The organism is Streptomyces minutiscleroticus (genome assembly GCF_014650875.1).
In the GTDB taxonomy this organism is placed as follows: Bacteria; Actinomycetota; Actinomycetes; order Streptomycetales; family Streptomycetaceae; genus Streptomyces; species Streptomyces minutiscleroticus.
The window spans coordinates 18,894-44,276 of sequence record NZ_BMVU01000043.1 but is presented as its reverse complement, the minus strand read 5'-3'; the positions used below and the strand labels follow the sequence as shown (position 1 = coordinate 44,276).

The 25,383-nt window shown below is 74.6% G+C and carries 23 protein-coding genes and 1 pseudogene; 16 read left to right on the top strand and 8 right to left on the bottom strand.

From position 1 onward, the window contains the following. Positions 1-451: 451 nt before the first annotated feature. Positions 452-1,840, top strand: coding sequence for a phthiocerol/phthiodiolone dimycocerosyl transferase family protein (locus IE271_RS30580; protein ID WP_190193716.1), 1,389 nt, complete (start codon positions 452-454; stop codon positions 1,838-1,840). A 55-nt stretch (positions 1,841-1,895) separates the two neighbouring features. After that, entirely contained in the window at positions 1,896-2,414 is a 519-nt protein-coding gene (locus IE271_RS30575) for an RNA polymerase sigma factor (protein WP_190193715.1), read from the top strand. A gap of 221 nt (positions 2,415-2,635) precedes the next feature. On the opposite strand, the gene IE271_RS30570 is transcribed toward IE271_RS30575, so the two are convergent. Further along, entirely contained in the window at positions 2,636-3,265 is a 630-nt protein-coding gene (locus IE271_RS30570; protein ID WP_351287028.1) for a PAS domain-containing protein, read from the bottom strand. Between the two features lie 687 nt (positions 3,266-3,952). On the opposite strand from IE271_RS30570, the gene IE271_RS30565 reads away from it, so the two are divergent. Continuing rightward, the gene (locus IE271_RS30565; RefSeq protein WP_190193714.1) at positions 3,953-5,224 is read left to right on the top strand and encodes a helix-turn-helix domain-containing protein; all 1,272 of its coding nucleotides are present in this window, start codon (positions 3,953-3,955) and stop codon (positions 5,222-5,224) included. Positions 5,225-5,467: 243 nt separating this feature from the next. Here IE271_RS30565 and IE271_RS30560 read toward each other — a convergent pair whose 3' ends face one another. From IE271_RS30560 to IE271_RS30550, 3 genes are all read right to left on the bottom strand, one after another. Beyond that, entirely contained in the window at positions 5,468-6,331 is an 864-nt protein-coding gene (locus IE271_RS30560; RefSeq protein ID WP_190193713.1) for a DMT family transporter, read from the bottom strand. A 175-nt stretch (positions 6,332-6,506) separates the two neighbouring features. Next, positions 6,507-7,448, bottom strand: coding sequence for a hypothetical protein (locus tag IE271_RS30555; RefSeq protein ID WP_190193712.1), 942 nt, complete (start codon positions 7,446-7,448; stop codon positions 6,507-6,509). Positions 7,449-7,690: 242 nt separating this feature from the next. After that, positions 7,691-10,870, bottom strand: a complete 3,180-nt coding sequence (locus IE271_RS30550; RefSeq protein ID WP_190193711.1) for a cytochrome P450 — start codon at positions 10,868-10,870, stop codon at positions 7,691-7,693. 216 nt (positions 10,871-11,086) lie between these two features. Here IE271_RS30550 and IE271_RS30545 point away from each other — a divergent pair, with 216 nt between their 5' ends. Both IE271_RS30545 and IE271_RS30540 read left to right on the top strand, forming a co-directional pair. Next, complete coding sequence (locus tag IE271_RS30545; RefSeq protein ID WP_308435226.1) at positions 11,087-11,785, top strand: nitrogen regulation protein NR(II); 699 nt, start codon at positions 11,087-11,089, stop codon at positions 11,783-11,785. Between the two features lie 202 nt (positions 11,786-11,987). Further along, positions 11,988-12,575 carry a superoxide dismutase family protein gene (locus tag IE271_RS30540; RefSeq protein WP_229919646.1) on the top strand — a complete coding sequence of 196 codons (588 nt, stop codon included), beginning with the start codon at positions 11,988-11,990 and terminating at the stop codon, positions 12,573-12,575. Between the two features lie 52 nt (positions 12,576-12,627). Here the strand turns inward: IE271_RS30540 and IE271_RS42435 are convergent, their stop codons facing one another. Both IE271_RS42435 and IE271_RS42430 read right to left on the bottom strand, forming a co-directional pair. Next, a complete protein-coding gene (locus IE271_RS42435; protein WP_229919654.1) occupies positions 12,628-12,888 on the bottom strand; it encodes a hypothetical protein in 261 nt (86 codons plus the stop codon). A 94-nt stretch (positions 12,889-12,982) separates the two neighbouring features. After that, positions 12,983-13,273 (bottom strand): annotated as a pseudogene (locus IE271_RS42430) (aminotransferase class V-fold PLP-dependent enzyme); the annotation flags it as partial. 285 nt (positions 13,274-13,558) lie between these two features. On the opposite strand from IE271_RS42430, the gene IE271_RS30530 reads away from it, so the two are divergent. Together IE271_RS30530 and IE271_RS30525 are read left to right on the top strand one after the other, a co-directional pair. Continuing rightward, positions 13,559-13,921 (top strand): DUF952 domain-containing protein, encoded by a 363-nt coding sequence (locus IE271_RS30530; RefSeq protein WP_190193710.1) that lies wholly within the window; start codon positions 13,559-13,561, stop codon positions 13,919-13,921. Between the two features lie 192 nt (positions 13,922-14,113). Beyond that, positions 14,114-14,761, top strand: a complete 648-nt coding sequence (locus IE271_RS30525; protein ID WP_373308866.1) for a DedA family protein — start codon at positions 14,114-14,116, stop codon at positions 14,759-14,761. Between the two features lie 174 nt (positions 14,762-14,935). Here the strand turns inward: IE271_RS30525 and IE271_RS30520 are convergent, their stop codons facing one another. After that, a complete protein-coding gene (locus IE271_RS30520) occupies positions 14,936-15,859 on the bottom strand; it encodes an SDR family oxidoreductase (RefSeq protein ID WP_190193708.1) in 924 nt (307 codons plus the stop codon). Between the two features lie 84 nt (positions 15,860-15,943). Here IE271_RS30520 and IE271_RS30515 point away from each other — a divergent pair, with 84 nt between their 5' ends. The 6 genes from IE271_RS30515 (at position 15,944) to IE271_RS30490 (ending at position 22,006) form a co-directional block, all read left to right on the top strand. After that, the gene (locus IE271_RS30515; RefSeq protein WP_190193707.1) at positions 15,944-16,510 is read left to right on the top strand and encodes a TetR/AcrR family transcriptional regulator; all 567 of its coding nucleotides are present in this window, start codon (positions 15,944-15,946) and stop codon (positions 16,508-16,510) included. Positions 16,511-16,729: 219 nt separating this feature from the next. Continuing rightward, positions 16,730-17,620, top strand: a complete 891-nt coding sequence (locus IE271_RS30510; RefSeq protein ID WP_190193706.1) for an LLM class F420-dependent oxidoreductase — start codon at positions 16,730-16,732, stop codon at positions 17,618-17,620. A 108-nt stretch (positions 17,621-17,728) separates the two neighbouring features. After that, positions 17,729-18,163, top strand: coding sequence for a helix-turn-helix transcriptional regulator (locus IE271_RS30505; RefSeq protein WP_190193705.1), 435 nt, complete (start codon positions 17,729-17,731; stop codon positions 18,161-18,163). A 5-nt stretch (positions 18,164-18,168) separates the two neighbouring features. Then, the gene (locus IE271_RS30500; RefSeq protein ID WP_190193704.1) at positions 18,169-18,321 is read left to right on the top strand and encodes a hypothetical protein; all 153 of its coding nucleotides are present in this window, start codon (positions 18,169-18,171) and stop codon (positions 18,319-18,321) included. A gap of 205 nt (positions 18,322-18,526) precedes the next feature. Continuing rightward, positions 18,527-20,956, top strand: a complete 2,430-nt coding sequence (locus IE271_RS30495; protein WP_190193703.1) for an ATP-binding cassette domain-containing protein — start codon at positions 18,527-18,529, stop codon at positions 20,954-20,956. Between the two features lie 156 nt (positions 20,957-21,112). Continuing rightward, positions 21,113-22,006, top strand: a complete 894-nt coding sequence (locus IE271_RS30490; RefSeq protein ID WP_190193702.1) for a Vgb family protein — start codon at positions 21,113-21,115, stop codon at positions 22,004-22,006. A gap of 67 nt (positions 22,007-22,073) precedes the next feature. On the opposite strand, the gene IE271_RS30485 is transcribed toward IE271_RS30490, so the two are convergent. Continuing rightward, the gene (locus IE271_RS30485) at positions 22,074-23,144 is read right to left on the bottom strand and encodes a glycoside hydrolase family 43 protein (RefSeq protein WP_190193701.1); all 1,071 of its coding nucleotides are present in this window, start codon (positions 23,142-23,144) and stop codon (positions 22,074-22,076) included. A gap of 294 nt (positions 23,145-23,438) precedes the next feature. On the opposite strand from IE271_RS30485, the gene IE271_RS30480 reads away from it, so the two are divergent. From IE271_RS30480 to IE271_RS30470, 3 genes are all read left to right on the top strand, one after another. Further along, positions 23,439-23,648: a helix-turn-helix domain-containing protein gene (locus IE271_RS30480; RefSeq protein WP_190193700.1), complete on the top strand. Its 210-nt coding sequence runs from the start codon at positions 23,439-23,441 to the stop codon at positions 23,646-23,648. Next, complete coding sequence (locus tag IE271_RS30475) at positions 23,648-24,238, top strand: Clp protease N-terminal domain-containing protein (RefSeq protein WP_190193699.1); 591 nt, start codon at positions 23,648-23,650, stop codon at positions 24,236-24,238. Before IE271_RS30480 ends, IE271_RS30475 begins: the two co-directional genes overlap by 1 nt. A gap of 602 nt (positions 24,239-24,840) precedes the next feature. Next, the gene (locus IE271_RS30470; RefSeq protein WP_190193698.1) at positions 24,841-25,359 is read left to right on the top strand and encodes a P-loop NTPase family protein; all 519 of its coding nucleotides are present in this window, start codon (positions 24,841-24,843) and stop codon (positions 25,357-25,359) included. Positions 25,360-25,383 lie beyond the last annotated feature (24 nt).

Here is a 25,383-nt window from a genome sequence, read left to right as displayed (position 1 = left end):
AGCACAACCCTCACGTGGCAAGCCGTGATCACACGGTCGGGGATGGCCGGGCCGGGCCGGACGGATACGGCCGCCGGCCCGGACCGGCCCGCGAATTCCTGGGTCCGGCGCACGCGGTAAGGGGACGGCCGTACGCCAAGGGTGGGGGGATCCATTCCGTCCCACCGCCGGTTCCAACGGCTCATCACGGTGAAGGACGGGCGGCGGCCCGGTCAAGGCCGGCCGGTCGGGCGGAAATGACTCTAGGAATTTCCCTGAACCGCGGACGGCCGCCCGGAACCGCTTTTAGGGAAAGCCCGTGGCTTTCGGTCCGCCGCCGTCCGCAAGTGGATTCGGTGGCCTTGGGCGTTGCACTCTTCTGAACAACACCGCGTTTCTTCGGGCAGCCGGCGGTGACGACGCGTCATCGCCTCGGGTACGGAAAATGGTTGGCAAGAAGATGACTCACGGCATGCAACGCGCGCTGTGTCCGGTCGAGACCCTCTACGTGGGCCAGAGAAGCAGAGCGGTGCTCTCCTGCACCCTGCACGGGCACGTCGACGTGGAAGCGCTGTCGGCGGCGTTCGACGCCGTCACCACGGAGCAGCCGACGCTGCGGACACGGATCGTGCCGGACGGCGCGGGGTACGCGCTGCGGCTCCTCGCGGCGGACGAGAGACCGCGACTGGTCACGCGCACCGGCGACCCGGAGGATGCCTACGCGGCGGAGCTGAACGCCCCGCTGCCGGTCGGCGGCCCGCTGTCGCGCGCGGTCCTCGTCAGCGCGCCGGACCGCGAGCACCACCTGTTCGTCCTGGTGGTGGACCACACGGTCACCGACGGACACAGCAGCATCACCCTGCTCAACACCCTCTGGGAGCGGTACGGGGCGCTGGTCGAAGGGGCCGGGGACCGGCACGGGGACGGCTCCGCCGCCACGGCCGCGGCGCACCCCGCCACCGGCCCGGAGGACGCTCCGCGGTGGCCCCGCCCCGTCAGCGCGCTGCTGCCCGGCGGGGACGACGCCGACACCGCCGAGTACCTCGGGCGCCGCGTCGAGGAGGCGGGGAGGCACCCGGTCGAGCTCGTCGCCTACGACGTGCCGCGCCCGCCCACCGCGGTCTCCGCCGCGGACCGCGGCGCGTTCGCCACGGGGCCGGGCCGGGACGAGGGCCGCATCGAGGTGTGCCGGCTGACCCTCGGCACGGAGGAGACCACCCGTCTCCGCCAGGCCGCCCGCCGAGCGGGCGTGTCCGCGCACTCCCTGGTGAGCGCGGCGGCGCTGACGGCGGCCCGCCGCCGCCTGGAGGGCGACGGCCCCCGGACGCTGGGCTGCCTGTCACCCGTCGACCTCCGGTCCCGGATCTCCCCGCCGCTCTCCCCCTCCGTCATGGTGGCCGCGGTCACCACGCACCTGCAGACCGTCGAGGTCTCGGCGCGCACCGGACCGCTGGAGCTGGCGCGCGCCGTCCACACCCGGCTCAAGGACTTCATCGCCCGCGGGGACCACTTCCGGGAGGCCCGGATCACGCCGGAGATCCCCCGCAACCCGGCACTGCAGCTCGGCACCGTCATCGTCACCAACATGGGCGTGGTCCCCGGCCCGCGGTTCCCCGAGGGGCTGCGCGCGAGCGACGTCCGGCTGGTCCCCGCCCGCGAGAACTACTTCCCCCGGGCGGGCCGCAGTCCCGTCATGGCGTGCGTCGTCTCCTTCGACGGCCGGCTCGCCGTCGAGTTCCCGTACTTCACCTCCTGCTTCAGCCCGTCGTTCATGCGGGCGTTCCGCGACGACGTCCTGGACGGGCTGCTCGCCTTCGCGGGCGCCGCCGAGTCCGGGCGCGTCCCCGCACACGCGAGCTGAGCACGGCCATGGCTCAGCGCATCCGCCCCGGCCGCCACGAGGAGCGTTCCGCGAGATGAACACCGTCAGCGACATCCCCACTCCCCTGACCCTGCTCCCGCGGGCCCAGCAGGGCGACGAGCAGGCGATGAACGGCCTGCTCGCGGGCATCGCACCCTATGTCGCCCGGATCTGCCGGTCCATCGCCCAGGACGACGGGGCCGACGCCACGCAGGAGGCGCTCCTCGCCATCTACCGCGGCCTGGGCACGCTGCGCGAGCCGGCGGCGTTCTACGGCTGGGTGCGCTCGGTGACGGTCCGCGAGGCCGTCCGCACCGTGAAGCGGGCGGGCACGGAGACGACGTACTCGCAGATGGACGCGGAGCAGAGGGCGAATCCGCTCGACGCCGTGCACATCAGCGACGTGCTGGACCGGCTGTCCGACGCGCACCGTCAGGTCCTCACCCTGCGCGCCTACGGACTCAACGAGGAGGAGATGGCCGAGACCCTCGACCTGCCCGTGGGGACCGTGCGGTCCCGCCTGCACCGCGCCCGCCGCCGCTTCCAGGAGGCCTGGCAGCCCGCGGCCGCCTGAACCGCGCCTCCGGGCGCACCGGGGACCGGCCCGGCGGACGGGCCGGTCCCCCGCCGGGCCGGTCCCCGGTGCGCGGGGCGGGTCCGCGGTGCCCGGGGAACGGGACGCCGAAACCCCCGGACGTGCGCGACCGCACCGCGCGGACACGCCGTTCGTCCCGCGGGGCCGCAGCGTCGTGCATCACTGCGGCCCCGCGGGACGAACGACCGGACGCGTACCGGTCACCGGGCCGGTGCGAGGAACTCCTGGGGCACGCGCGGCGGCCACTGGTCCACCGACAGCACGCCCAGGGCGTGCGCGCGCGCCACGAGCGCGGGGCGGTTGGGCACCTGGAACTTCCGCAGCAGCAGGGCGACGCGGTACTCGACGCCCTGGCGGCTCATGTACAGGCGGTTGGCCAGCTGCACCGTGGAGGCGCCGCTCGCGACGCCCTCCAGCACCCGCACGTCGAGGTCGCCGAGCGTCGACCCGAAGGGCGCGGCCGCCTCGTGGTCCGTCCCTTCCCCGCCCTCGTCCTCGCGCGGGCGGAGGAGGACGACCACGCCGGCCGGCCCCCCGTCCGTGCCCTTGACCGCCACGCCGGTCAGATCCGCCGGGAAGGTACGGTCGGCCCCGGCCCGGCCCACCACCCTTTCCGTGAAACGGTCGCACTCGTTCGCGGAAAGGCCGGCGAGGCCTTTCTCGAGGGCCGGCAGCGAAATCGGGTGGAGGAATTCGGAAAGGCTGCGCCCGTACATCTCGTCCGGGGTCCGGCCGAATTGCTGCGCGAATTCCGGCTCCACGGCCGTGACGGTCGATCCGTCGAGAGCCAGATGAGCCGTGTACGTGCTCCTGTGCGGTCCGCCTTTCACACCCTTCTGGCGGACTGCGAACACCGGAGCGGCTACTGCGTTCGCTCTGCCGACCGAATCGTCGGCGATACTCGTGGTCACCACGGACGTACCGTCTTTCCTGTTGTACGGGAGCGCTGAGGCACCGCCGGACCGCAGAACCGTCGTCAGGCCGCCGCCCGGCCGGACGACGGCGTCAGGGCCATTCGATCTCCTCGTCCACGGCCGCCGGGGGGCAGCCCGCCGGACCGAACGGGAAGCGGGCCGGCCCGCCGGGCGGGGCGGAGCCTGTCGCTCCCTGCTGCAGGACCGCCGTCGCGGCCGGCAGGGACATCGTGACCGCTCGTTCGGTCGACCTCCGACGCAGGCCCGAAAGGGCGTGACGGAGCACGGACACCTCCACGAAACCGGAGTGGCATGGGATCAGGTCGGCACCTTGAAGGGTAAAGTCAGGCAACCATCTTGGCAAGATTTTGCCTACACGCTTCGGAGGCTTGCCAGTACCCTGACGGTGACGCGAGAGCTTCCACCTGCGAGGAAGCGCTTAACCCGGCGGAGCGAAACGAAACAACCTTTGAGGGGTGCCATGGCACCTGCCAACCTGGTTGCCAGAGTTGCCCTGGTTCCGTAGGGTGGCGGCAACTTCTGCCTCCGGCTTGCAGCCTGGAACGAAGGAGAGCCGGAGATGCCACACGACAAGAGGTGGGAATGCTTGACCAGCCGCACTTCGGCCGCCGGTTGAGGAAACTCAGGCTGGAGCGGGGGCTGAGCCAGGCTCACCTCGTCGGCGAGGGCCTGTCCACGGGGTACCTGTCGCGCCTGGAGTCCGGTGAACGGCGGCCCACCGAGCGGGCCGTCGCCTATCTCGCCGAGCGGCTCGGCGTCGACGTGTCCACCCTGACCCGGCCGGAGGGCAGTTCCCTGACCGAGGTACTGGCCGCCGCGGCGTCGGCGCCGGCCAGCGTGGACAACGCCGCGGCGCTGGCACGCGCGGTCGAGGACGACGACCGCGAGGACCCCGCCGCCCGCTGGCAGGCCCTGTGGCTGCTCAGCCGCAGCGACAGGCGCGACGGCGACCACGAGGGGGAGCTCGCCCGGCTCGTGGAGCTCGTCGAGCTGAGCGACCTCCTGGAGGCGCCGGAACTCCGCGTGCGGTCGCGCACCCGGTACGCCCGCTGCCTGCGCGCGCTGGGAGAGATGGAGAAGGCCGAGCCGGCGGCCGTGGAGGCGTTCGACCTCGCGCGCGAGGAGTCCCTGTCCGTGGCCGACACGACGGCGGCGCTCATGGTGCTGATCAGCATCGAGACGGAGATGGGCAGCATGGAGGCCGCCACCCGGCACGTCGCCGAGCTGGAGCGGGAGTTGCTGCCGTCCGCCGCTCCGGTCCAGGCGGCCGAGGCCCTGTGGACCGCGGCCATGGTCAGCAACCGCCAGGGGGACCACACCGCCGCGCGGACCAGGCTGGAGACCGCGCTGGAGCTCCTCGACGGCAAGGACGACCTGGTCCTGTGGACGAGGCTGCGCGCGGCCGCCACCGCCGCCGCGCTCCAGATGTCGCCTCCCCGCGTGGAGGCCGCCGAACGCTGGCTGGACGAGGCCGGGTCCGTCATCGAACTGATCGGCACCCCGCTGCAGTTGCAGGAACTCCACGCGCTGCAGGCGCACCTGTCGTTCCACAAGGGGCGGCTGGACGAAGCCCGGGCCCGCTGCGGCGCGCTGCTGTCGCAGGAGGGGCTGCGCCTGTCCTACCGCGACCGGGTCCGCCTGTCCGTCCTGGAGGGGCAACTGGCGATCATGGACGGCCGGGTCGACGAGGGAACGGCCGCCCTGCAGGAACTGGGCCGGCAGGCGGCACAGTCGAAGAACCTGGACCTGGCCGCCCACGTCTGGCAGTCCCTGGCGACCGCCCTCACCGACGTACGCGCCTCGGAGGCGGAGGCGGCCGACGCGGCACGGAAGGCCCCCGGCACCGGGCCGTGACCACCGCCCGGTCCGCGGCCCCGCCCGGCGGTCCGCCGGGACCGCTGCCCGGGCCGCGCGGGCGGGGACGGCGGTGCCGTCGGCCGGCGCGTCCGGACACCGCGCGGTGACCGAGTCCCTCCGCGTCACGACGCCAAACGCCCCTCGGGTCGGCAGACCCCGCCGGCGGTCACGGCGCGTGGGCCGGCCGTCGCGGGGGGTCCGGACCGCGTGGGCATACGACGGTCGGGGGTGCGCGCTCCCTCACCGCCCGGTCCTGAGGTCGACCCCGCGCCGGGCCAGGGTGAGGACGCCCACGACGATCAGGGCGACGCCGAGCAGCTGGGGCAGGAACCACCAGCCCGTGCGCACTCGCTCACCGTAGAGGGCCATGCCGAGCAGCAGGCTCACCGTCGCGTCCCCGAGGGTGAGGGCCGGCTGGGAGGCGACCAGGGGGCCGCCCTGCATGGCGTGCTCCAGCAGGAGCACCGCGCAGACACCGGCGACGGCGAACGCGTACGTCTCCCACGCGGTGAGGAAGCCGGCCACCCCGTCGGTGTCCAGGGCGTTCATGGCGTCCTTCATCAGGGCGGCCGTCAGCGCGTAGCAGACAGCGGTGGCCGCGCCGAGGCAGCCGGCGCGGGCCTTGCCCTCCGGCCGCTTCAGCCCGGCCCCGGTCAGCAGCAGCGTCGCGGCCGCGGCGACCGCCAGCGCCGGTACCCAGCGTGCGACGGACACGTACGCGTCGCCGCCGTCCGGCGCGGCCGCCGCCAGCGCCAGACCGAGTCCGGCGACCACCGCGGCCACGGCCGCCCACAGCACCCGGGGCAGCCCGCGCCGGACCATCAGGGAGGCCAGGAGCAGCGCCAGGGGGAGTTCGAGCACGAACAGCGGCTGGACCAGTGACAGCGGTCCTGTCGCCAGGGCCGCCGCCTGCCCGGCCCCGGCGACGACGACGGCCAGCATCCCGGCGAGCCAGACCGGCCGCCGCAGCAGGTCGACGACGAGTCCCGGGCGGAACCCCTTCGTCTGGGGCACGCTCAGCGCGGCCCGCCGCTGGAGCACGGTGGCCAGCGCGTTGCTGAACGCGGCGACGAACGCGAAGAGGACCGGCAGCAGAACACCCATCCATCGATCCTCGCGCCCTCCGCCCCCGAACACGCGCCGCCACGACGACCGGTACGCATACCGGGACGTATACGTCAGGTCGGCAAGCCCGTACTCGGCCGTACGGGTGCGCAGAGGGCGCGGCCGGCCGGGAGGACTCCCCCGGTGCGGCGGCGCGGGGTCCCGGCGCCGCCGGCTATCCGCCCAGGAGGCCGGAGAGCGCGTCCGCGATCCCGCCGAGGAGACCGCCGCCGGAGGTCTCGTCCGGGGAGGGGCCGGCCGGGGCCTGCGAGGACGACGACGGAGCGGCGCCGCTCGGCTCGGCCCCCGTTCCCTGCTCCGTCCCGGTGGACGCCCCGCCGTCCGGCCGCGCGGCGGTCGCTCCCCCGCTGCTCGCGGCGGACTCCCGGGGGCCGCCGGCCCCCGGGGAAGCGCTCGTGGCGGGCGCCCCGGCGGACGCGTCGGCCGTGCCGCCCGCGTCCGGCGGGCCGGCGGCCGTCTCCGCGGCGACCTCGGTCCGCCGCAGGTCCGGCGCCTGCCCGGCAGCGGCCGAGGGGCCGCCGGCGGCCGCGAGGACCGACTCCTCGGGCACCGGCGCCCGCTCCTCCCCCGGGCTCCGGTCCCGGCCGTCGTCCCGGGTCGGTCCGGGTATCCGCAGCCAGGGGGCGGTGGAGTCCCCGCCGGTGACGGCCAGGCCCAGCGTCGCGCCCGCGCACACGCACCCGGCCGCCACGAGCCGGCCCACCCGGCGCATCCGGCTCAGCCGACGGCCGCTGGGGTCGACGAACACCGCCGTGTCGCCCGCCGGCTCGACGCCGCCCGCCGCGTCACTCGACGGAGCGGCACCGTCCGCAGCGTCGGCACCGCTCGCCGGGACGCGGCCGTCCCCACCGGACGGAGCGTCCGCGGCCGAGACAGCCGCAGGTGAGGCGTCCGCGGCCGGGACAGCCGCGGACGGGGCGCCCGCGCCCCCGGCACCGCTGTCCGTCGCACCCGCGTCCGTGCCCCCGGCGTCACCGCCCGGGGCGCCCACCCGGGCGACGGTTCCGGCCGAGGCGCCGTCCACCGGCGGGGCGTCCGCGGCCTGCCCGCCGCCTTCCGGGCGTACGCGGACGTCCTCGCCCGTTGTGCCTGCCATTCTCCTGCCCCTTCACCGAAGTCGCGGTGTCCGTCGTCGAGTGGCGCCCTTCGACGACGCCCTCGAACCATGGATGATCCGTCGCCGCCCCGGCCCGCGGATCGGTGGCACAGGAAAGTTTCTCCGCCGCCCCGCGTTCCTTCACGTTTCCCCCGCACCGCCGTCACTCCGCCACCGGCCGGCGGAGGGGCGACGGCGCGGGCGCGGGGCCACAAGGGCGCGCGCCGGCCGGCGTGCACGTCTCAGCCGGCGTAGACGTCCTCGACGTACCGTCCGCACTCCATCAGCCCGTTGAGCCAGTCGGCCGCGGCCGTCCCGTCGGCGCCTGGCGTGTGCTTCCGGTACAGGTCGCGGAAGGCGGCGCGGACGCCCGGCGCCATGTGGCGGCCGTCGCCGCACACGTGGACCCTCGCCCCGGCCGCCAGCAGCCGCCACACCTCGGCGGCCTCGGCGGCGATGCGGTGCTGCACGAAGCGCAGACCGCCGCGCGGGGCCCCGCTGAAGACGGGCCGCATCGAGACCGCGCCGGCCCGCTCGGCGGCGCGCAGCTCGTCGGCGTGCAGGTAGTCCGCCTCGGGGTCCTGGCAGCCGAAGTAGCACAGCGCCTCGCCGAGGCGGGCGCCCGACTCCACCAGCGCGCGGCGGTCGGCGATCGCCCCGCGGAAGGGCGCGAGTCCCGTGCCCGCCGCGACCATGATCACCGGAGTCCCGTCGTGCGTGACGCGGAACGCCTCGCGGCAGGGCCGGACGCGCGCGAGCACGACGTCCCCGGGGCGTACGGCGGCCAGGTGGCCGGACCCGGTGCCCACGCGCGTACCGCGGCCGGAGCGGGCGGGCGAGCGCAGCAGCGAGACCATCAGGTCGGCGTGGCCGGGCGCGTCGGCGGGCGAGGACGAGATCGAGTACGTCCGGGGCCTGATCGCGGGCAGCAGGTCGAGCAGGACGGGCCAGGTGAGGACCTCGCGCAGCGCCGGGTGGTCCTCGATCAGGTCCAGGAGGGTGCGCGCGTCGTCGTCCGGGGCGGCGGCGAGGGCCTGCAGGGCACGCTGCTCCGGCGGGCAGGGGTCGAGCCGGGCCAGCAGTTCCAGCTGACCGGCGGTCGGACGGTCCTGGAGCTCCACGTGGTGGGTGAGCAGCTCGCGCACGGTCACCGGCCGGTCCACGGCGAGGGCGCCGCGGCGGGCGCCGTTCGGCACGATGTTCAGCACCGTCCCCGGGTCGGCGCCCAGGACGCGGGCCGCGCGCTCGACGAGGCCGGGGGCGTTGGCGGGCAGGACGGCGAGGTGGTCGCCGGTGCGGTAGGCGACGCCCTCGGGCAGCGCCACGCGGACGAGCCGCTTGACCCGCGGGTGGGCCGGGTCGGTGAGGCCGCGGGTCTCGGTGACGGTCACCGGGACCAGCCCGTGGCGGGCGGCGAGCGCGTCCAGCGGGCCGCCGGCGACCTCGGTGACGGCGTACGCGGGGCCGTCCTGCCGCGGTGCGGCGGCGCCGGCGGCGTCCGGGTCGCCGGCGTGGCGCAGCAGCGCCTCGCCCAGCCGGCCGGTGAACTCCCGCACGGCGCCGGACAGGTCCCCGGAGGCGTCGCCCTCGGCCCGCTCCAGCAGCCGGGTGCCGCCCAGCCGCGCCAGCCGTTCGTCGATGAGGGTGGGGACGCGCTGGTAGGTGGCGGCCCAGTTGCGGTCGCCGACGCCCAGGACGGCGTAGGTGACACCGTCCATCGCGCCCGGCCCGGCCTCCTCGATCGCGCGGACGAAGCGCGCCGCGTCGTCCGTGGGCCGCCCGTTGTAGGACGCCGCGGCGACGACCACGGGCCGGTCGGTCGGCAGGCCGTCCGCGTACGCGTCGAGCGGGGCGACCTCCGTGTCGCAGCCCAGGTCGCCCGCTGCGACGGCGAGCTGTTCGCCCAGCTCGCGGCAGGTGCCGTAGTTGGAGCCGTGCAGCACGAGCAGGCCCGTGCCCGGCAGGACGCGGGCGGGCGGCGCGGAGGGGGAGGCGGACGCCGCCGGGCCGGTGCCCTCGGTGCGCCGCGCGGCGCGGACGGTGCGCGGCAGCAGGGTCAGGGTGAGGCCGTCGGGCTTGATGGTGAGGGTCTGTTTGACGTCCAGCCGGTAGCGGGCGTGGTCGACCAGCCGGTAGCGGTGGACCAGCATGCCCAGCAGCATGGTGGCCTCGTGCAGCGCGAACTGCCGCCCGATGCAGGCGCGTTCGCCGGTACCGAAGGGCTTGAACGCGTGCGGGGAGCGTGCCGCCTCCCGCTCCGGGTCGAAGCGCGAGGGGTCGAACAGGTGCGGGTTGTCGCCCCACACCGGGTCGCGGTGCAGCGCCGGGGTCGACACCATCACGGACTGCCCGGCCCGCAGCGGGATGCGGCCGCCGAGCAGGGTGTCCTCGCGGGCCTCGCGGCTGAAGGCGGGGGCGGTCGGCCACAGCCGCAGGGTCTCGTCGAGGACCTGGCGGGTGTAGCGCAGCCGGCCCACGTCCTCGAAGGTCGGCTCCGGGTCGGCGACGTCCCCCCACAGCTCGTCCGCCTCCCGCTGCACCCGGTGCAGCACCTCGGGGTGCTGCGACAGGAAGTACAGGGCGAAGGCCAGGGTGCCCGAGGTCGTCTCGTGCCCGGCGATCAGGAAGGTGATGACCTGGTTGCGGATGTTCTCCGCCGACAGGGTGGCGCCGTCGCCCGGGTGACGGGCCGTCAGCATCAGCTGCAGCAGGTCCTCGGCGCCGGGGTCGGGTGCCGCCGTCCGCGCGGCGACGACCTCGTCGACCACCGAGGCGAGGTGGGCGGCGTCGGCGCGGAACGCCCGGTCGGCCTCCGTGCGGTCCTCGCCCGGCCCACGGGTCAGCCGCGCCATCGACCAGTCCAGGCACCGCACCATCGCCGCGACGAACGGGTGGGGCTCGTCGCTGTCGAAGGAGCCGAAGTCGAAGCCGAACCCGGCCAGTCCGATGGTGTCCAGGGTCATCCGCGTCATGTCCTCGGGCACGTCCACCGGGGTGCCCGCGGCGGCCTTCCGGTCCCATGCCGCGATCAGCCGGCGGGCGACCCGCAGCATCACCGGGTGGTAGCGGCGCATCGAGCCGAGCGCGAAGGCGGGCATCAGCAGATCGTGCGCCCTGGCCCAGTTCGGCTCGTCGTTGTACGCGGTGAACAGGCCGTCCCCGGCGAACTCGCGCACGTTCACCAGCGCGGGCCCGACCGACTTCGCGAACCGCTCCTCGTCCGCCAGCTCCGTGACGAGGTCGAGGCCCCCGACGACGAGGGTGTCGTGGCCGTGGAAGCGCTGGACGAAGACGGGTCCGAGCCGTGCGGACCGCTCCATCCTGTCCAGGACGGGCGCGCCGGCGGACACGTGGCCGGACAGGTCCACGACGGGCACGCTGTCGCCGAACGCGCTGTGCGGTGGGGGGACGACCTCGGTCATGGGGGTCTCCTCGGGGTCGGAGAAGGTCACTGCGGCGGCCGCCGGGATCCGGCGGCTCCCCCAGCCTCCCGCCGCGCGAGTGGCCCTCCCGCACCCCGCACTACTTAGATGTGTAGTGAACACACCTCGTACGGGCTTGCTTTTCCCCTCCCCGGTCCACTCCGGCGGCAAGGAGGCGGCAGGTCGCGGCGGACCGCCACCGGCAGGAAGGACACCGTGGAACACCCGGAGCACCGGCAGAGCGCACCCCCGTCCGCCGACGCGCCCGCGCCGGACAGCCGCGCGGCGGTCTTCTGGCGCAACGCGGCCACCGGGCTGTTCGACCGGCTGCCGCTGCCCGCGGCCGTCTGCCGCGCGGACGGCACCGTCGTACGGGCCAACGTCGCCCTGGCCGCCGAGTGGGGCACGCTGGCCGGCCCCCTGCGGGGACGGGACATCCTGGACCTGTTCCACCTGGAGACCAAGCAGCAGCTCGGCCCGCTCCTGGACGCGATCCGGCTGCACCGGCGCTCCCGCTACCCCGTCGCCGTACGGTGGACCGACGCCGCCGGGGCCGAACGCCACGGGGAGATGACCGTCGAACCGGTCGGCGACACCTCCGCCGACCTCCCGCACCTGCTGCTCATGCTGCGGGCCGCCGAACCGGCTCCCCCGCCCGAGCCCGCGTGCCCCCTTCCCCGCGCCGACGTGCACCCCGTCGAGGCGCGCATCCTCGCCCTCACCGCCGGCGGGGCCACCACCGCGCGGACCGCCGCGGCGGTCGGCCTCACCGTGGACGGTGTCAACTACCACCTCAAGCGGCTGTCCCGCCGCTGGGGCGTGACCGGCAAAACCGCACTCGTCGCCCGCGCCTACGCGGAGGGGCTCCTGGATCCCGGCACCTGGCCGCCCGCCCCGGCCCGGAGCGGGACGTAGCCCCCTGCCGGCCGTGGCCGCCCCGGCCCGGCCGCCCGGTCCGTCGGCGGCCGGCGCCGAGCGCCCGCGGCGGGCGGAACCGGCCGTTCCCGCACGCCGCGGGCCGGCCGGGCGGCATGGCTCGATATGCGGTGGCGCCGGGGCCGCCAGAGCGCGAGGGTCCGTAGCAGGCACGAGAGTTCCTGGCGACGAGGGAGCCCTGATGTCCGTACTCGCGGCAACGTTCCTGACGATGGCGGTGGCGGCCGTGCCGGCCGGAGGCTCGGTCCCGGCCGGAGGTTCGGTCCCGGCCGGAGGCTCGGTCCCGGCCGGCCAGGTCGTGATCGCCCACGAGCACTTCGGCTCCTCGCCGAGGACCGCCGTGACCTACGACCCGGCCTCCGTCCCGCGGGGCAGCCACGTCGCGGTGGTGGGGCTGCCGCACCCGGACGGCACGACCACCGTCGTCCTCGGCGTGGCGGGCCTGGAGCGCAACCGCACCTACGGCGCCCACGTCCACACGAAGCCGTGCGGGGCGAAGCCCGAGGACGCGGGTCCGCACTACCAGAACGTCATGGACCCCGTTCAGCCCTCGGTGGACCCCGCGTACGCCAACGCCAGGAACGAGGTGTGGCTCGACTTCACCACGAACGGCCACGGGATGGGCGGTGCCATGACCACGGTCGACTGGCGCTTCCGCAGCAAGGGGGCCGGCTCACTGGTCGTCCACGAGCACGCCACCCAGACCCACCGCGGCCACGCGGGCACGGCCGGGGCACGTCTGGCCTGCGTCACCGTGCCCTTCGGCTGAGCACCGCGCACCCCGCGGACGGACGCCGTCCGGGCGCCCGGCGGCGCGGCGGTCACCGGCCTCCCGCAGCGGGCACCGCGTCACCGATGACGGCCGCGGTGAGGAGACGGGCGGCCGTGGCGACGTCCCGCGGGGTGCTCCAGCGCCCCAGCGACAGCCGCAGGGCGCCCAGCGCCCGGGCGCTGTCCATGCCCATGGCGGTCAGCACGGGCGAGGGCGTGAAAACGCCGCTGCGGCAGGCCGATCCGGTGGAGGCGGCGACACCGGGCGCGGCGGCGAGGAGGTCGCGCCCGACGACGCCGTCGATGCTCACGTTCAGGGTGTTGGGCAGCCGCTCCCCGGCGGGGCAGGGCCCGCTCCAGCGCGGCCGGGTCGACCAGCCCGTCACGGCTCACGGGCAGCACCGTCACCCGTACTCCGTGCAGGCGCCGCAGCATGCGGCAGGTGGCGAGCACGGCGGGGTGCTCCGTGGCCTGGGTGATCACGTGCGGGCGCGGGCGGCCGGCGGCGAGGACGGCCCCGCGCAGCGCGAGCAGGTCGGCCTCGGAGCCGGAGCCGGTGAGGACGATCTCGTGCGGACGGGCCCCGAGCAGGGCGGCCACCTGCTCGCGGGCCGTCGCGAGCGCGGCGCGCGGCCGGTCGCCGTAGGGGTGGGCGCTGGAGGGGTTGCCGAAGAACTCGGTGAGGTGGGGCAGCATCGCCCCGACGACGCGCGGGTCGACCGGGGTGGTGGCGTCGTGGTCGAGGTGGACCGGCCCGCCGGCCAGGCCCGGGTGCCGCGGCGGACGAGGTGTCACGGGCTGCTCCGGCGGTGGCGGTAGCGGTGGACCGGCGGGGCGCCACTCCGGGACGAAGCGCCCCGCCGGGACGAGGTGCCCCGCCGGGGCAAGACGCCCTTCAGGACGTATACCGCCCCCGCCGCGTCCGCCGGCACCGCCACACCGGCCCGGACACGGGCTTCCCTCCAGAGGTATAACGAGCGCATGATCTACCACGCTGTGCCGCTCGGCGACTGGGGCTCCCGCCCCGACCGGGCCTACGCGCCCGCCTCCCTCGCAAAGGAGGGCTTCGTCCACTGCTCCCCGGACGAGGCGACCACCCTGGCCGTGGTGAACGCCTTCTACCGCGACGCGCCCAGGCCGCTGCGGGTCCTCCTGATAGACGAGGACCGGCTCACGTCCCGGGTGGAGTGGGAGGCGGCGGCCCCCGCCCCGCCGCCGGGCGTCGCCGAAAGCGTCCTGTTCCCCCATGTGTTCGGGCCGATAGACCGCGACGCCGTCGTACGGGTCCTCCAGGTCCGGTGGGACGAAGGGGACCGCGCCACGGCGCTGGGGGACGCCGGCTGACGGACGTCCGCCGCACGCACCCGCCGGTTCCCGACGGCCGGAGGGCCCCGTCCGGCGGGCGCGGCACCTGACCCGGACCCGGACGATGATCTTCAGCTGGGCTTGAGCTGCATTCCCTAGTTTGCGGGGTAGCCGGATCCCGTGCCCGGGGACCGACCCGCCAGCTTGGAGACTCATATGCATGCCACGCCCATGTCCCTGTCGCAGAAGCCTGCGGACGGCATCGCGGGGTGGGCCACCGACCTCGTCGAGACCATGGGCGGTCCCGGGGCCGGTCTGGCCATCGCGCTGGAGAACCTCTTCCCGCCGCTGCCGAGCGAGGTGGTCCTGCCGCTGACCGGGTTCGCCGCCGGGCAGGGCGTCCTCACCCTGGGCTCGGCGCTGTTCTGGACCACGCTCGGCTCGGTCGCGGGAGCCGCGGTCCTGTACTGGATCGGCATGCTCCTCGGCCGTGACCGCATGCACGCGGTCTGGGCGAAGCTGCCGCTGGTGAAGACCTCCGACCTGGACCGCACGGAGAAGTGGTTCGCGAAGCACGGCACCAAGGCGGTCTTCTTCGGCCGCATGGTGCCGGTCTTCCGCAGCCTCGTCTCCGTCCCCGCCGGGGTGGAGCGCATGCCCCTGCCGGTGTTCCTCGTACTGACCGCCCTCGGCAGCCTGATCTGGAACTCCGTCCTGGTGCTGGCCGGCTACTGGCTGGGCGACCGGTGGCAGACGGTGGAGACCTACGCGGGGATCTTCTCCAAGGCCGTACTGGTCCTGACGGCCGTCGCTCTCGTGGCGTACGTGGCGGTACGGCTGCGCGACCGCAGGCGGACGCGGGACCACAGCGCCTCGTGACCCTCTCCGCGCTCCGCCACCCGCGCTCCCCCGGGTGCGCGGGTGCACGCGGCCGCCGGGTGACGGTCCGGCCGAGGCGCGTACGCGGGGGTGCGGACCCACCGGCGAGGACACCGTCCGCACCGCCCGCGCAAAACGGCGGGCGCACCGCCCGGGCGGCGTCCTTACGACCGCTCAGGCGGTGGCGGCGGGCGCCCGGAAGTAGTGCCCCTTGTCGAGGTCCTCGACGAGGCCCGGGTGGACCGGCTCCCAGTCCAGCAGTTCGCGGGTGAGGGCGCTCGACGCCGCGGCGTCGACGCCGAGGAAGCCGACGAGCCAGGTGAAGTGCCCGGCCGCGGCCTCGGGGGCCACGGAGGCCACCGGCACGCCGAGGTGCCGGCCGATCACCTCGGCGATGTCCCGGAGCCGGATGCCCTCCTCCGCGACGCCGTGCAGCACCGATCCGGCCGGGGCCTTCTCGACCGCCAGGCGGAACAGCCGGGCCGCGTCGAGGCGGTGCACGGCCGGCCAGCGGTTGGCGCCGTCGCCGAGGTAGCCGGAGACGCCCTTGTCGCGGGCCGTGGCGACCAGGGCCGCCATGAACCCGTTGTCCCCCTCGCCGTGGCAGGTCGGCGAGAGCCGCACCACGGACGAGCGCACGCCGCGCGAGGCGAGGGCGAGCGCCGCCTCCGCGGTGGCCTCCCGGAGCGAGGCCGGCGAAACGTCGGCCTCGGCCCTGTCCCGCTCGGTCGTCACGCGTCCGGGCGCGAGGCCGACCACACCGGAGGCGATGACGAAGGGGCGGCCGGTGCCGGCGAGCGCGTCGCCGAAGGCGTCGACGGCGCGGCGGTCGGCCTCGGCGGCGCCCTGGAAGTCACCGCTGAAGGCGATGTCGTGTTTGAAGGCGAGGTGGATCACACCGTCCGACGCGGCGGCCGTGTCCCGCAGGACGTCGAGGTCGTCGACGGTGCCGCGGACCACCTCCGCCCCCGCCGCGGTGAGCGCGGCGGCGGAGGCCCCGGAGCGGGCGAGCCCGACGACCCGGTGCCCCGCGTCGATGAGCTCGGGCACGACGGCGGAGCCGATCCAGCCGGACGCGCCGGTCACGAAAATGCGCATGGGAAGACCCCAGACTGTTGATGTCAGTGACTGCCATCAACCTAACACTCGATGTCAGTCACTGTCATCACGTAGGATCTGCGCATGGGCAGATGGGAGCCGAACGCGCGCGGGCGCCTGGCGGAGGCGGCGTTGCAGCTCTACAGCGAGCACGGGTACGAGCAGACCACCGTGGCGGAGATCGCCAGACGGGCCGGGCTGACGGAGCGGACCTTCTTCCGGCACTACGCCGACAAGCGCGAGGTGCTGTTCGGCGGCTCCGACGAACTGCGGGAGCGGTTCGTGCAGGCGGTCACCGACGCCCCGCCGTCCGCGGCACCGATCGACGTACTGGCGGCGGCCCTGGACGCGGCCTCCGGGCTGTTCACCGAGCGCCGCGCGCACGCACGCAGGCGCCAGGCCGTGATCGTGGCGAACGCGGAGCTCCTGGAGCGCGAACTGATCAAGCTCTCCTCGCTGTCGGCCGCGCTCGCCGACACCCTGCGCCGGCGCGGCGTGGCGGAGCCGGCGGCGAGTCTGACCGCCGAGGCCGGGGTCGCCGTCTTCAAGGTCGGCTTCGAGCGCTGGATCGCGGACGCCGAGACACGCGAGATGGCGCAGGTGATGCGAGAGACGCTGGACGAACTCAAGGCCGTGACCGCGGGCGGCTGAACGGACGGACCGGCGGCTGGACGAGCACCGAGGGCGGGACGGGCGGACCGGGGGCCGCAGTGGGACGCGGCCGGCGCCCGACGGCGACAGCGACGACCGTGACGACGACGGCGACGGCGGCGGCTCGGGCGCGGAGATCGGCGGTCTGCTGAAGCCGCGCTCCGGTTGGTAGCGTCGGCGCGGTCGCCATCCGTCCTCTCACGACGTCAGGGGGACCCGATGCCCCGGGAGTTCAGGTTCGGAGTCAACCTTCTGCAGCCGGCGTCCGACAGCGAATGGGCCGCGAAATGCCGCCGGGCGGAAGAGCTGGGGTACGACATCGTCCACGTCCCCGACCACCTCGGGTGGCCGGCCCCGTTCCCGTCCCTGGTCGCCGCGGCGCACGTCACCGAGCACGTCCGCCTCGGCACCTTCGTCCTCAACGCCGCCTTCTGGAACCCGGCCCTGCTCGCACGCGAGGTCGCGACCACCGACCGGCTGACCGGCGGCCGCCTGGAGGTGGGCCTGGGAGCCGGGTACGTGCGCGAGGAGTTCGAGGCGGCGGGAGTGGAGTTCGGCACCCCCGGCAGCCGCTTCCGGCGCCTGGAGGCCGCGGTGGAGGCCCTCGACCGGCTGCTGCCCGACGAGTCCCACGAGCCCGGGCCCGTCCAGCGGCCGCGGCCGCCCCTGCTCGTCGGGGGCAACGGGGACAGGGTCCTGCGGCTCGCGGCGCGGCGCGCCCAGACCGTCGCCTTCACCTCGGCGCGCGCCGACCGGGGGACCGGGGGACTGCGCGCGATCGGCGCGGGGGAACTCCAGGAGCGGGTGGCGCTGGCCCGCCGGCTGTGCGCGGAGTACGGGACCGACCCGGAACTGAACCTCCTGGTCCAGCAGGTGGTCGTCACCGAGGACCGGGAGGCCGCCGCCCGGGAGCTGCGGCGGCATCTGCCGTACATGACCGTCGAGGACCTGCTGGACCACCCGATCCTGCTCGTGGGCACGGTCAAGGAGATCGCGGAGCGCCTGCACGCCCACCGCGAGCGGTACGGGTTCACGTACATCACCGTGCTGGAGCCGTACATGGACGCCTTCGGCGAGGTGATCGGCGCCCTGCGGGGCCGGGCGGACTGACACGGTGTCACAGGGTTCCCGGCAGGTGCCGTCCGGTGCCGCTGTCGCACCGCCCGGAGGTCGTCCTTTTCCCGGCGTCGGCCCCCTGTGCTGTGAAAAACTGAGCCGGTGAGACGACAGAGCCTCGACGACCTCGTCCGGCTGCGGCGGGCCCGCGACCGGATGGACCGCGACTACACCGAGCCGCTCGACGTCCCGGCGCTGGCGCGCGACGCCCTGATGTCGCCGGGGCACTTCTCCCGCAGCTTCCGCGCCGCCTTCGGTGAGACGCCGTACAGCTATCTGATGACCCGTCGCATCGAGCGCGCCAAGGCCCTGCTGCGGCGCGGCGACCTCACGGTGACCGAGGTCTGCTTCGCCGTGGGCTGTACGTCGCTGGGGTCGTTCAGCTCCCGCTTCAGCGAGCTGGTCGGCGAGAGCCCGAGCGCCTACCGGGCCCGGCGCCACGACGACGGCGCCGCCCTCCCGGCGTGCGTGGCCAAGGTCCATACGCGGCCGGTCAGAAATGGAGAAGCCGGTCCCGCCGCCCACACCGTAGCGTGACCGGCATGGACATCACCCTTTCCCGGTGTTCCGCCGCCGCAGGCCGTGACGCGGCGATCGGCCTCCACCGCGACGCGCCCGGACCCGAACGCGACGTGCACGGACGCGGGGTCCGCGACGAGGGCCGTGTGTTCCGCGACCTCGTCGGCGGCCCGTAGCGCTTCACCCGGCGCCTCGTGACGCGGGCCCTCGACGGGTTCCGCCCGGTGTCCCGAGGCGCCGAGCCGCACCGGCGTGCCGCACCACCGGAGAAGCGCGGAGGCGGGGACCGGGCGCACCAGCGCCGGAAAGCCGGGTCGTACCGGGCCGTACGACGCCGACGGGGGCCGCAGGGGGCGGCCCCGACCGACAGATGGAGAGACGATGAGCAGGGCCGAGAAGCCGGACACGCAGTCGCCCGCGCCGCACGCCGCCGACGTCCACGACGTGATCCGTGTGCACGGCGCGCGCGAGAACAACCTCAAGGACGTCAGCATCGAGATCCCCAAGCGAAGGCTGACGGTCTTCACCGGCGTCTCCGGTTCGGGCAAGAGCTCGCTGGTGTTCAACACGATCGCCGCGGAGTCGCAACGGCTGATCAACGAGACCTACAGCGCCTTCGTGCAGGGCTTCATGCCCACCCCGGCGCGGCCCGAGGTCGACGTGCTCGACGGGCTGACCACCGCGATCGTCGTCGACCAGCAGCGGATGGGCGCCGACCCGCGCTCCACGGTCGGCACCGCCACCGACGCCAACGCCATGCTGCGCATCCTCTTCAGCCGGCTCGGCGAGCCGCACATCGGCCCGCCCAGCGCGTACTCCTTCAACACCGCCTCGGTCCGCGCGAGCGGCGCGATCACGGTGGAGCGCGGCGCCAAGAAGGCGGTGAAGGCGACCTTCACCCGCACCGGCGGCATGTGCACGCGCTGCGAGGGCCGGGGCACGGTCTCCGACATCGACCTCACGCAGCTCTACGACGACTCCAGGTCGATCGCCGAGGGCGCCTTCACCATCCCCGGCTGGAAGTCGGACAACGTGTGGACCGTGGGGGTCTACGCCCAGTCGGGCTTCCTGGACCCGCACAAGCCGATCCGCGAGTACACCGAGCAGGAGATGCGGGACTTCCTCCACCGCGAGCCCACCAAGGTGAAGGTCAACGGTGTCAACCTCACCTACGAGGGGCTGATCCCCAAGATCCAGAAGTCGTTCCTGTCCAAGGACAGAGAGTCGATGCAGCCGCACGTCCGGGCGTTCGTGGACCGGGCGGTCACCTTCACCACCTGCCCCGGGTGCGACGGCACGCGGCTCAGCGAGGGGGCCCGGTCGTCGAAGATCGAGGGCATCGGCATCGCCGACGCCTGCGCGATGGAGATCCGCGACCTGGCCGGCTGGGTACGCGGCCTCACCGAGCCCTCCCCGGCCTCCTCGAACAGGGGCTACGCCATGGTGGCACCGCTGCTCACCGCGTTGCAGCAGACCCTCGACTCGTTCGTCGGGATCGGTCTCGGCTACCTCTCGCTCGACCGGCCCGCGGGCACACTGTCGGGCGGCGAGGCGCAGCGCGTGAAGCTGATCCGCCACCTCGGCTCCTCGCTCACCGACGTCACCTACGTCTTCGACGAGCCCACCACGGGCCTGCACCCCCATGACGTCCAGCGGATGAACGACCTGCTGCTGCGGCTGCGCGACAAGGGCAACACGGTGCTCGTCGTGGAGCACAAGCCGGAGACGATCGCGATCGCCGACCACGTCGTCGACCTCGGGCCCGGGGCCGGCACGGCGGGCGGCACCGTCTGCTTCGAGGGCACCGTCGAGGGGCTGCGGACCAGCGACACCCTCACCGGCCGCCACTTCGACGACCGGGCCTCCCTCAAGGAGACGGTGCGCACCGCCACCGGCCGGCTCCCGGTCCGCGGCGCGACGACGCACAACCTGCAGGGGGTCGACGTCGACATCCCGCTCGGCGTGCTGACCGTCGTCACCGGCGTCGCGGGGTCCGGCAAGAGCTCGCTCGTGCACGGGTCGATCCCCGCGGAGGAGGGTGTGGTCCCGGTCGACCAGAGCCCGATCCGCGGCTCGCGGCGGAGCAACCCGGCGACGTACACCGGGCTGCTCGACCCGGTCCGCAAGGCGTTCGCCAAGGCCAACGGTGTGAAACCCGCGCTGTTCAGCGCCAACTCCGAGGGCGCCTGCCCCACCTGCAACGGCGTCGGCGTCGTCTACACCGACCTGGCGATGATGGCCGGCGTCGCCACGACCTGCGAGGAGTGCGAGGGCAAGCGGTTCCAGGCGGCCGTCCTGGAGCACCGCCTCGGCGGACGCGACATCAGCGAGGTGCTGGCCATGTCGGTGACCGAGGCCGAGGAGTTCTTCGGCGCCGGCGAGGCGCGCACCCCGGCGGCCCACAGGATCCTGCGGCGGCTGGCCGACGTCGGGCTCGGCTACCTCAGCCTCGGCCAGCCGCTCACCACCCTGTCCGGCGGCGAGCGGCAGCGGCTGAAGCTGGCCACGCACATGGGCGACAAGGGCGGCGACGGCCCCGTCCTCGTGCTCGACGAGCCGACCGCCGGTCTCCACCTCGCCGACGTCGAGCAGCTGCTCGGTCTGCTCGACCGGCTCGTGGACTCCGGCAGGTCGGTCATCGTCGTCGAGCACCACCAGGCGGTGATGGCGCACGCCGACTGGATCATCGACCTCGGCCCCGGCGCCGGTCACGACGGCGGCCGGATCGTCTTCGAGGGCACCCCCGCCGACCTCGTCGCCGCCCGCTCCACCCTGACCGGCGAACACCTCGCGGCCTACGTCGGCGCCTGACCGGGACCCGCCCGGCATCCGTCCGCTCCCACCGTCCGCTCCCACCGTCCGTACCCGGGCGGTGGGAGCGGACGGCCGCACCGCGGACACACCGCCGCCACGGCGGAACCGACCGGCCCTCGGCGGCCGTCCTCACTTCCCGGCAAAGGAGACCCAGTGCCCCGTTCCGAAACCCCGTCCGTCGAGGAGTTCCCCGTGGCACGGGAGGCCGAGGGGCCCTACGGCATCACCGCCGGGCCCGACGGCGCGCTGTGGCTCACCCTCGTCCACGCCGGACGGATCGCGCGGCTCGCCCTCGACGGCTCCCTCACCACGTATCCCCTGGACTCGCCGGACTGCCGGCCGACGGTCATCGCTCCCGGGCCCGACGGGGCGCTGTGGTTCACCCGCTCCGGCGATCACAGCATCGGCCGCATCACACCCGACGGCGAGACCACCGCCTTCCGCACCCCGACGCCCGGGAGCGGTCCCTACGGCATCACCGCCGGTCCGGACGACGCGCTGTGGTTCACCCAGATGCACACCGACCGGATCGGCCGCATCACCGTCGAAGGCGAGGTCACCGAGTTCCCCCTGCCCACCGAGGGCGGCTTCCCCTCGGCCGTCGCCGCCGGCCCCGACGGGGCGCTGTGGTTCACCCTCAACCAGGCGAACGCGATCGGCCGCATCACCACCGACGGCGACGTCACCCTCCACCCCCTGCCCACTCCCGGTGCCGCGCCGGTGGGCATCGCCTGCGACGGGGAGGCCGTGTGGTTCGTCGAGATCGGCGCCGGTCAGATCGGCAGGATCGCCGCCTCCGGCGCCGTCGAGGAGTTCCCCCTGCCCGACCGCACGGCCCGGCCGCACGCCATCACCGCGGCCTCCGCCGGGGAGTGCTGGTTCACCGAGTGGGGCGCCGGCCGCATCGGGCGCGTCACCGCCGCCGGCGGCATCACCGAGTACGGCCTGCCCTCCCCCGCGTCCGAACCGCACGGCATCGCCGTCGGCCCGGACGGCGCGCTCTGGGCGGCCCTGGAGGCGGGAGGCGTCGCGCGGCTGGCGCGCTGAGGGCCGTCCCCCTGCGCGGCGGCGGCGAACGGTGTTCACCCGGCGCGTACCGCGCGGCCTGCCGTCCCTACTCGAAGAACTTCAGGCTCCAGCCCGTGTCGGTGTTGGGGCCGGGGACGTTGGCACGGCTGTAGGTGGTGTTGCCCCACCAGCAGAACGTGCCGGTGTACCAGTACCGGTTCTCCCACGCGTACGGCGTCCCCTTCGGGACCGCGTGGTACATCAGGGGGAACCTCGGTCCGGCGGGCGGGCTCGTGGCGATGTCGCCGTCGAGCAGGACGAAGGTGTGGTGTCCGGGGCCGTTGACGTTCAGCGTCGGGTCCCAGCCGGACATCATCGTCGCACGGTTGGAGCCGAACAGGCAGCCGTTGGACTTGTACCAGTCCCACACGTACGTCGGGTCGCCGCCGGCCCGCAGCCTGAGGTCGGCCAGGCAGTACTGGTCGCTCCAGCTGCCGTTGGCGGAGTACACGATGTGCAGCTGCCCGTTCGGGTCCTTGATGGGCTCGGGCCCCTCGTTGATGTACGGGTTGCCCACCACCCGCTCCCAGCTCTCCCGCGGCTGCGAGATGACGTACCGGGCGCCGGTCGGCGTGGTCGGGCTGCTCATCCGGGCGATGTAGAGGTTCTGCTCCACGTTGGTGTCGCCGGCCCAGCCCGACCAGACGAACCAGCGCTGCCCGTTGAAGGTGAACAGGGTTCCGTCGATGGCCCACTTGTCGTCCGGCAGGGCCAGCTTCGTCTCGGCCGTGTACCCGCTGTCCGGGCTCGCCGAGCTGATCACGTACATCCGGTGGGCCGATCCGCGGCCGGCCGAGAAGTAGATGTGGTAGCGGCCGCCGTCCCGCACGATCTCCGGGGCCCACACCTCACCGAGGTTGCGGGTGTCGGACCAGACCTGCCGGGCCGGGGCCGAGGCCAGGGCGTCCGTCGAGGGGGCCTGCCGTACGGCGATGCCGCCGCCGGTCGACTGCACCGAGATGTAGGTGCCGCCGACCCGGAGCACGCTCGGGTCCGCGGCCCGCAGGCTCGTCTGGCCCGCCCGGGCGGGCCCGGCGGACGACAGGGACATCACCAGGGCGAGGACGCCGGACAGGACGAGGGCGGCGGCGCCGGAAAGACAACGAGAAAGCTTCATGGGTCCCGATCCATGGTTGGCCTCCGCTTCGACGCCGGGCCCGCGGGACGACAGGCCGGTGCGGGGACGGCGTCTGGTCGGGGTCGCGTCGGAGGGGTGGGGGGAGCGGCCCCGGCCGTTCGGTTCCTCCGTTCCCTCCGCTTCGGCGCGGGTATTTACATCGTTGAAAGAGCGCTCTCACAGGATTGCGACTGACGCTGCACATGTCAACGCATCCGTCACCGCACCCACGGCCGGACACCGCACACGTCAACCAGGGTTGACACTCCGCGCTCGTCAATCTAGGTTGACAACATGACCGAAGCGACGGATCTCGCCGAGCGGGCGGGCGACCGCGATCCGCGGATCGGCCTGCGGGCCGTCTCCGCACTGCGGCGGCTGCTCGAACAGCTCGAGGCGGTACAGGTGCGCAGCGCGCGCGAACAGGGCTGGTCGTGGCAGGAGATCGCCGCGGAACTGGGCGTCAGCAGGCAGGCCGTGCACAAGAAGTACGGGAGGCAGTGATGTTCGAACGGTTCACCGAGGACGCCCGCGCCGTCGTCGTGGGCGCGGTCGCCCACGCCGAGCGGACGGAGGCAGGGAAGGTCGAGGAACAGCATCTGCTGCTCGCCCTCCTCGACCGCCGCGCGGACCGGGCGTCCTTCGCCCTGGACGCGCTCGGACTCGGCGAGGACGGCAGGAAGTCCGTGGCGCGGGCGCTGTCCGAGGCACGGCGGCGCGGCGGCCTGTCCCGTGCCGACGCCGACGCGCTCTCCGGCCTCGGCATCGACCTCTCGGAGATCGTCGCGCGGGTCGAGGAGGCGCACGGCGCCGGTGCGCTGACCGGTGCCCGGACGGCCGGACGCGGCGGCCGGAGCCGGTGGCCCGGACTCGGCACCGGGCACCGCCCGTTCGCCCGCGGCGCCAAGGACGTCCTCACGGGCGCCCTGCGCAACGCCCTGGCCCACCACGACCGGCACATCGGCGCCGAGCACCTCCTCCTCTCCCTGGCCGCCCGGCCCGGCGTTCCCGCCGAGGCCCTGGCGGACCACGGGGTCACGTACGAGGGCGTGCGCCGCGTGCTGTACGGCGGGGGGCGGGCCGAGGCGGGCTGAGACCACCCACCGTCCGGTGCGGCCCGGCGCACCGGGCCGCCGGCGCGCCGGACCGTCGCCCCGCCCGATGTGCCGGGGTGCGCGCCACCGCCGCCCGATGCGCAGGCGCCGGCCCCCGTACGACGGTGTCACCGGCACCGGACGAGGGGCCCATCGGCACCGGGCGTGGAGGGCCGTCGGCACCGCGCAACGGTGTCACCGGCACCGTAAGACGGTGTCACCGGCCGGACGTGGCGGAGCCCGGGAGCCGTGTCCGGCTCCCGGGCTCCGGGGGGTGCTCCCCGGTTGCGCACGCCGGTGGCGTCGAAGAGGACGGATCAGTCGTCAAGCCGTCGCGTTCCGCCTTCGGACCACCGTGAAGCGGCGCCGGGCGGGCCTGCCGCCGGCGACGTGCCGGCGGCGAGGGCCGCGGTGGGAACGGACCGGCGACGGGACACGGCGGGGACTGCGCGGCCGCGGACCGGCCGCACCGGCCTGCCGGCACATGCGTCACCCCGGACTCCTGATCGCTCCCGTGCGCGCGGAGCGAACCGTCCGCCGGGTCGCCGGGCACAGGCCCCGCACCCACACCCTCGGTCGTCCGGCGACGGTAAGGTGCGCTCGTGGAACGGATCCTGGTGGTGGGAGTGACGGGCGCGGGCAAGTCCACCCTCGCCCGGACCGTGGGCGGCCGCCTCGGCCTGCCCTACCACGAGATGGACGCGCTGTACTTCACCGGCCCCGGCTGGGCGGTCGACGAGAGGCTGACCGAGACAGTGTCGCGTCTCGTGGCCGAGCCCCGCTGGATCGTCGACTCGCTCGGCGCTCCGGAGGTCCGCGACCTGCTGTGGGCCCGGGCCGACACCGTGCTCTGGCTCGACTACGCCAAGCGCGTCGTCATGCCCCGCGTCCTGCGCCGCTCGCTCCGCCGCTCGGTCACCCGCGAGGTCCTCTTCGGCGGCAACAGGGAGACCTGGGCGGGCTGGCTGAGCAGGGAACACCCCGTCCGGTGGGCCTGGTCCCAGCACGCGGGCCGCCACCGCGAGATCGAGCACCTCACGCGCGACCCCCGCTTCGCCCCCCTCCGCACCCTCCGGTTCCCCCACCCCGACGACACCGCGGCCTGGGTGACCTCCCTGTGACGACAGCGGGTCCGACGATCCGCT

Coding starts and splice junctions, on each gene's coding strand:
- IE271_RS30525 (WP_373308866.1), top strand. CDS start 14,114: ATGTCCCTGTCGCAGAAGCCTGCGGACGGCATCGCGGGGTGGGCCACC.
- IE271_RS30560 (WP_190193713.1), bottom strand. CDS start 6,331: ATGGGTGTTCTGCTGCCGGTCCTCTTCGCGTTCGTCGCCGCGTTCAGC.
- IE271_RS30480 (WP_190193700.1), top strand. CDS start 23,439: ATGACCGAAGCGACGGATCTCGCCGAGCGGGCGGGCGACCGCGATCCG.
- IE271_RS30540 (WP_229919646.1), top strand. CDS start 11,988: ATGTCCGTACTCGCGGCAACGTTCCTGACGATGGCGGTGGCGGCCGTG.
- IE271_RS30565 (WP_190193714.1), top strand. CDS start 3,953: ATGCTTGACCAGCCGCACTTCGGCCGCCGGTTGAGGAAACTCAGGCTG.
- IE271_RS30495 (WP_190193703.1), top strand. CDS start 18,527: ATGAGCAGGGCCGAGAAGCCGGACACGCAGTCGCCCGCGCCGCACGCC.
- IE271_RS30515 (WP_190193707.1), top strand. CDS start 15,944: ATGGGCAGATGGGAGCCGAACGCGCGCGGGCGCCTGGCGGAGGCGGCG.
- IE271_RS30485 (WP_190193701.1), bottom strand. CDS start 23,144: ATGAAGCTTTCTCGTTGTCTTTCCGGCGCCGCCGCCCTCGTCCTGTCC.
- IE271_RS30500 (WP_190193704.1), top strand. CDS start 18,169: ATGGACATCACCCTTTCCCGGTGTTCCGCCGCCGCAGGCCGTGACGCG.
- IE271_RS30580 (WP_190193716.1), top strand. CDS start 452: ATGCAACGCGCGCTGTGTCCGGTCGAGACCCTCTACGTGGGCCAGAGA.
- IE271_RS30550 (WP_190193711.1), bottom strand. CDS start 10,870: ATGACCGAGGTCGTCCCCCCACCGCACAGCGCGTTCGGCGACAGCGTG.
- IE271_RS30530 (WP_190193710.1), top strand. CDS start 13,559: ATGATCTACCACGCTGTGCCGCTCGGCGACTGGGGCTCCCGCCCCGAC.
- IE271_RS30520 (WP_190193708.1), bottom strand. CDS start 15,859: ATGCGCATTTTCGTGACCGGCGCGTCCGGCTGGATCGGCTCCGCCGTC.
- IE271_RS30555 (WP_190193712.1), bottom strand. CDS start 7,448: ATGGCAGGCACAACGGGCGAGGACGTCCGCGTACGCCCGGAAGGCGGC.
- IE271_RS30475 (WP_190193699.1), top strand. CDS start 23,648: ATGTTCGAACGGTTCACCGAGGACGCCCGCGCCGTCGTCGTGGGCGCG.
- IE271_RS30510 (WP_190193706.1), top strand. CDS start 16,730: ATGCCCCGGGAGTTCAGGTTCGGAGTCAACCTTCTGCAGCCGGCGTCC.
- IE271_RS30575 (WP_190193715.1), top strand. CDS start 1,896: ATGAACACCGTCAGCGACATCCCCACTCCCCTGACCCTGCTCCCGCGG.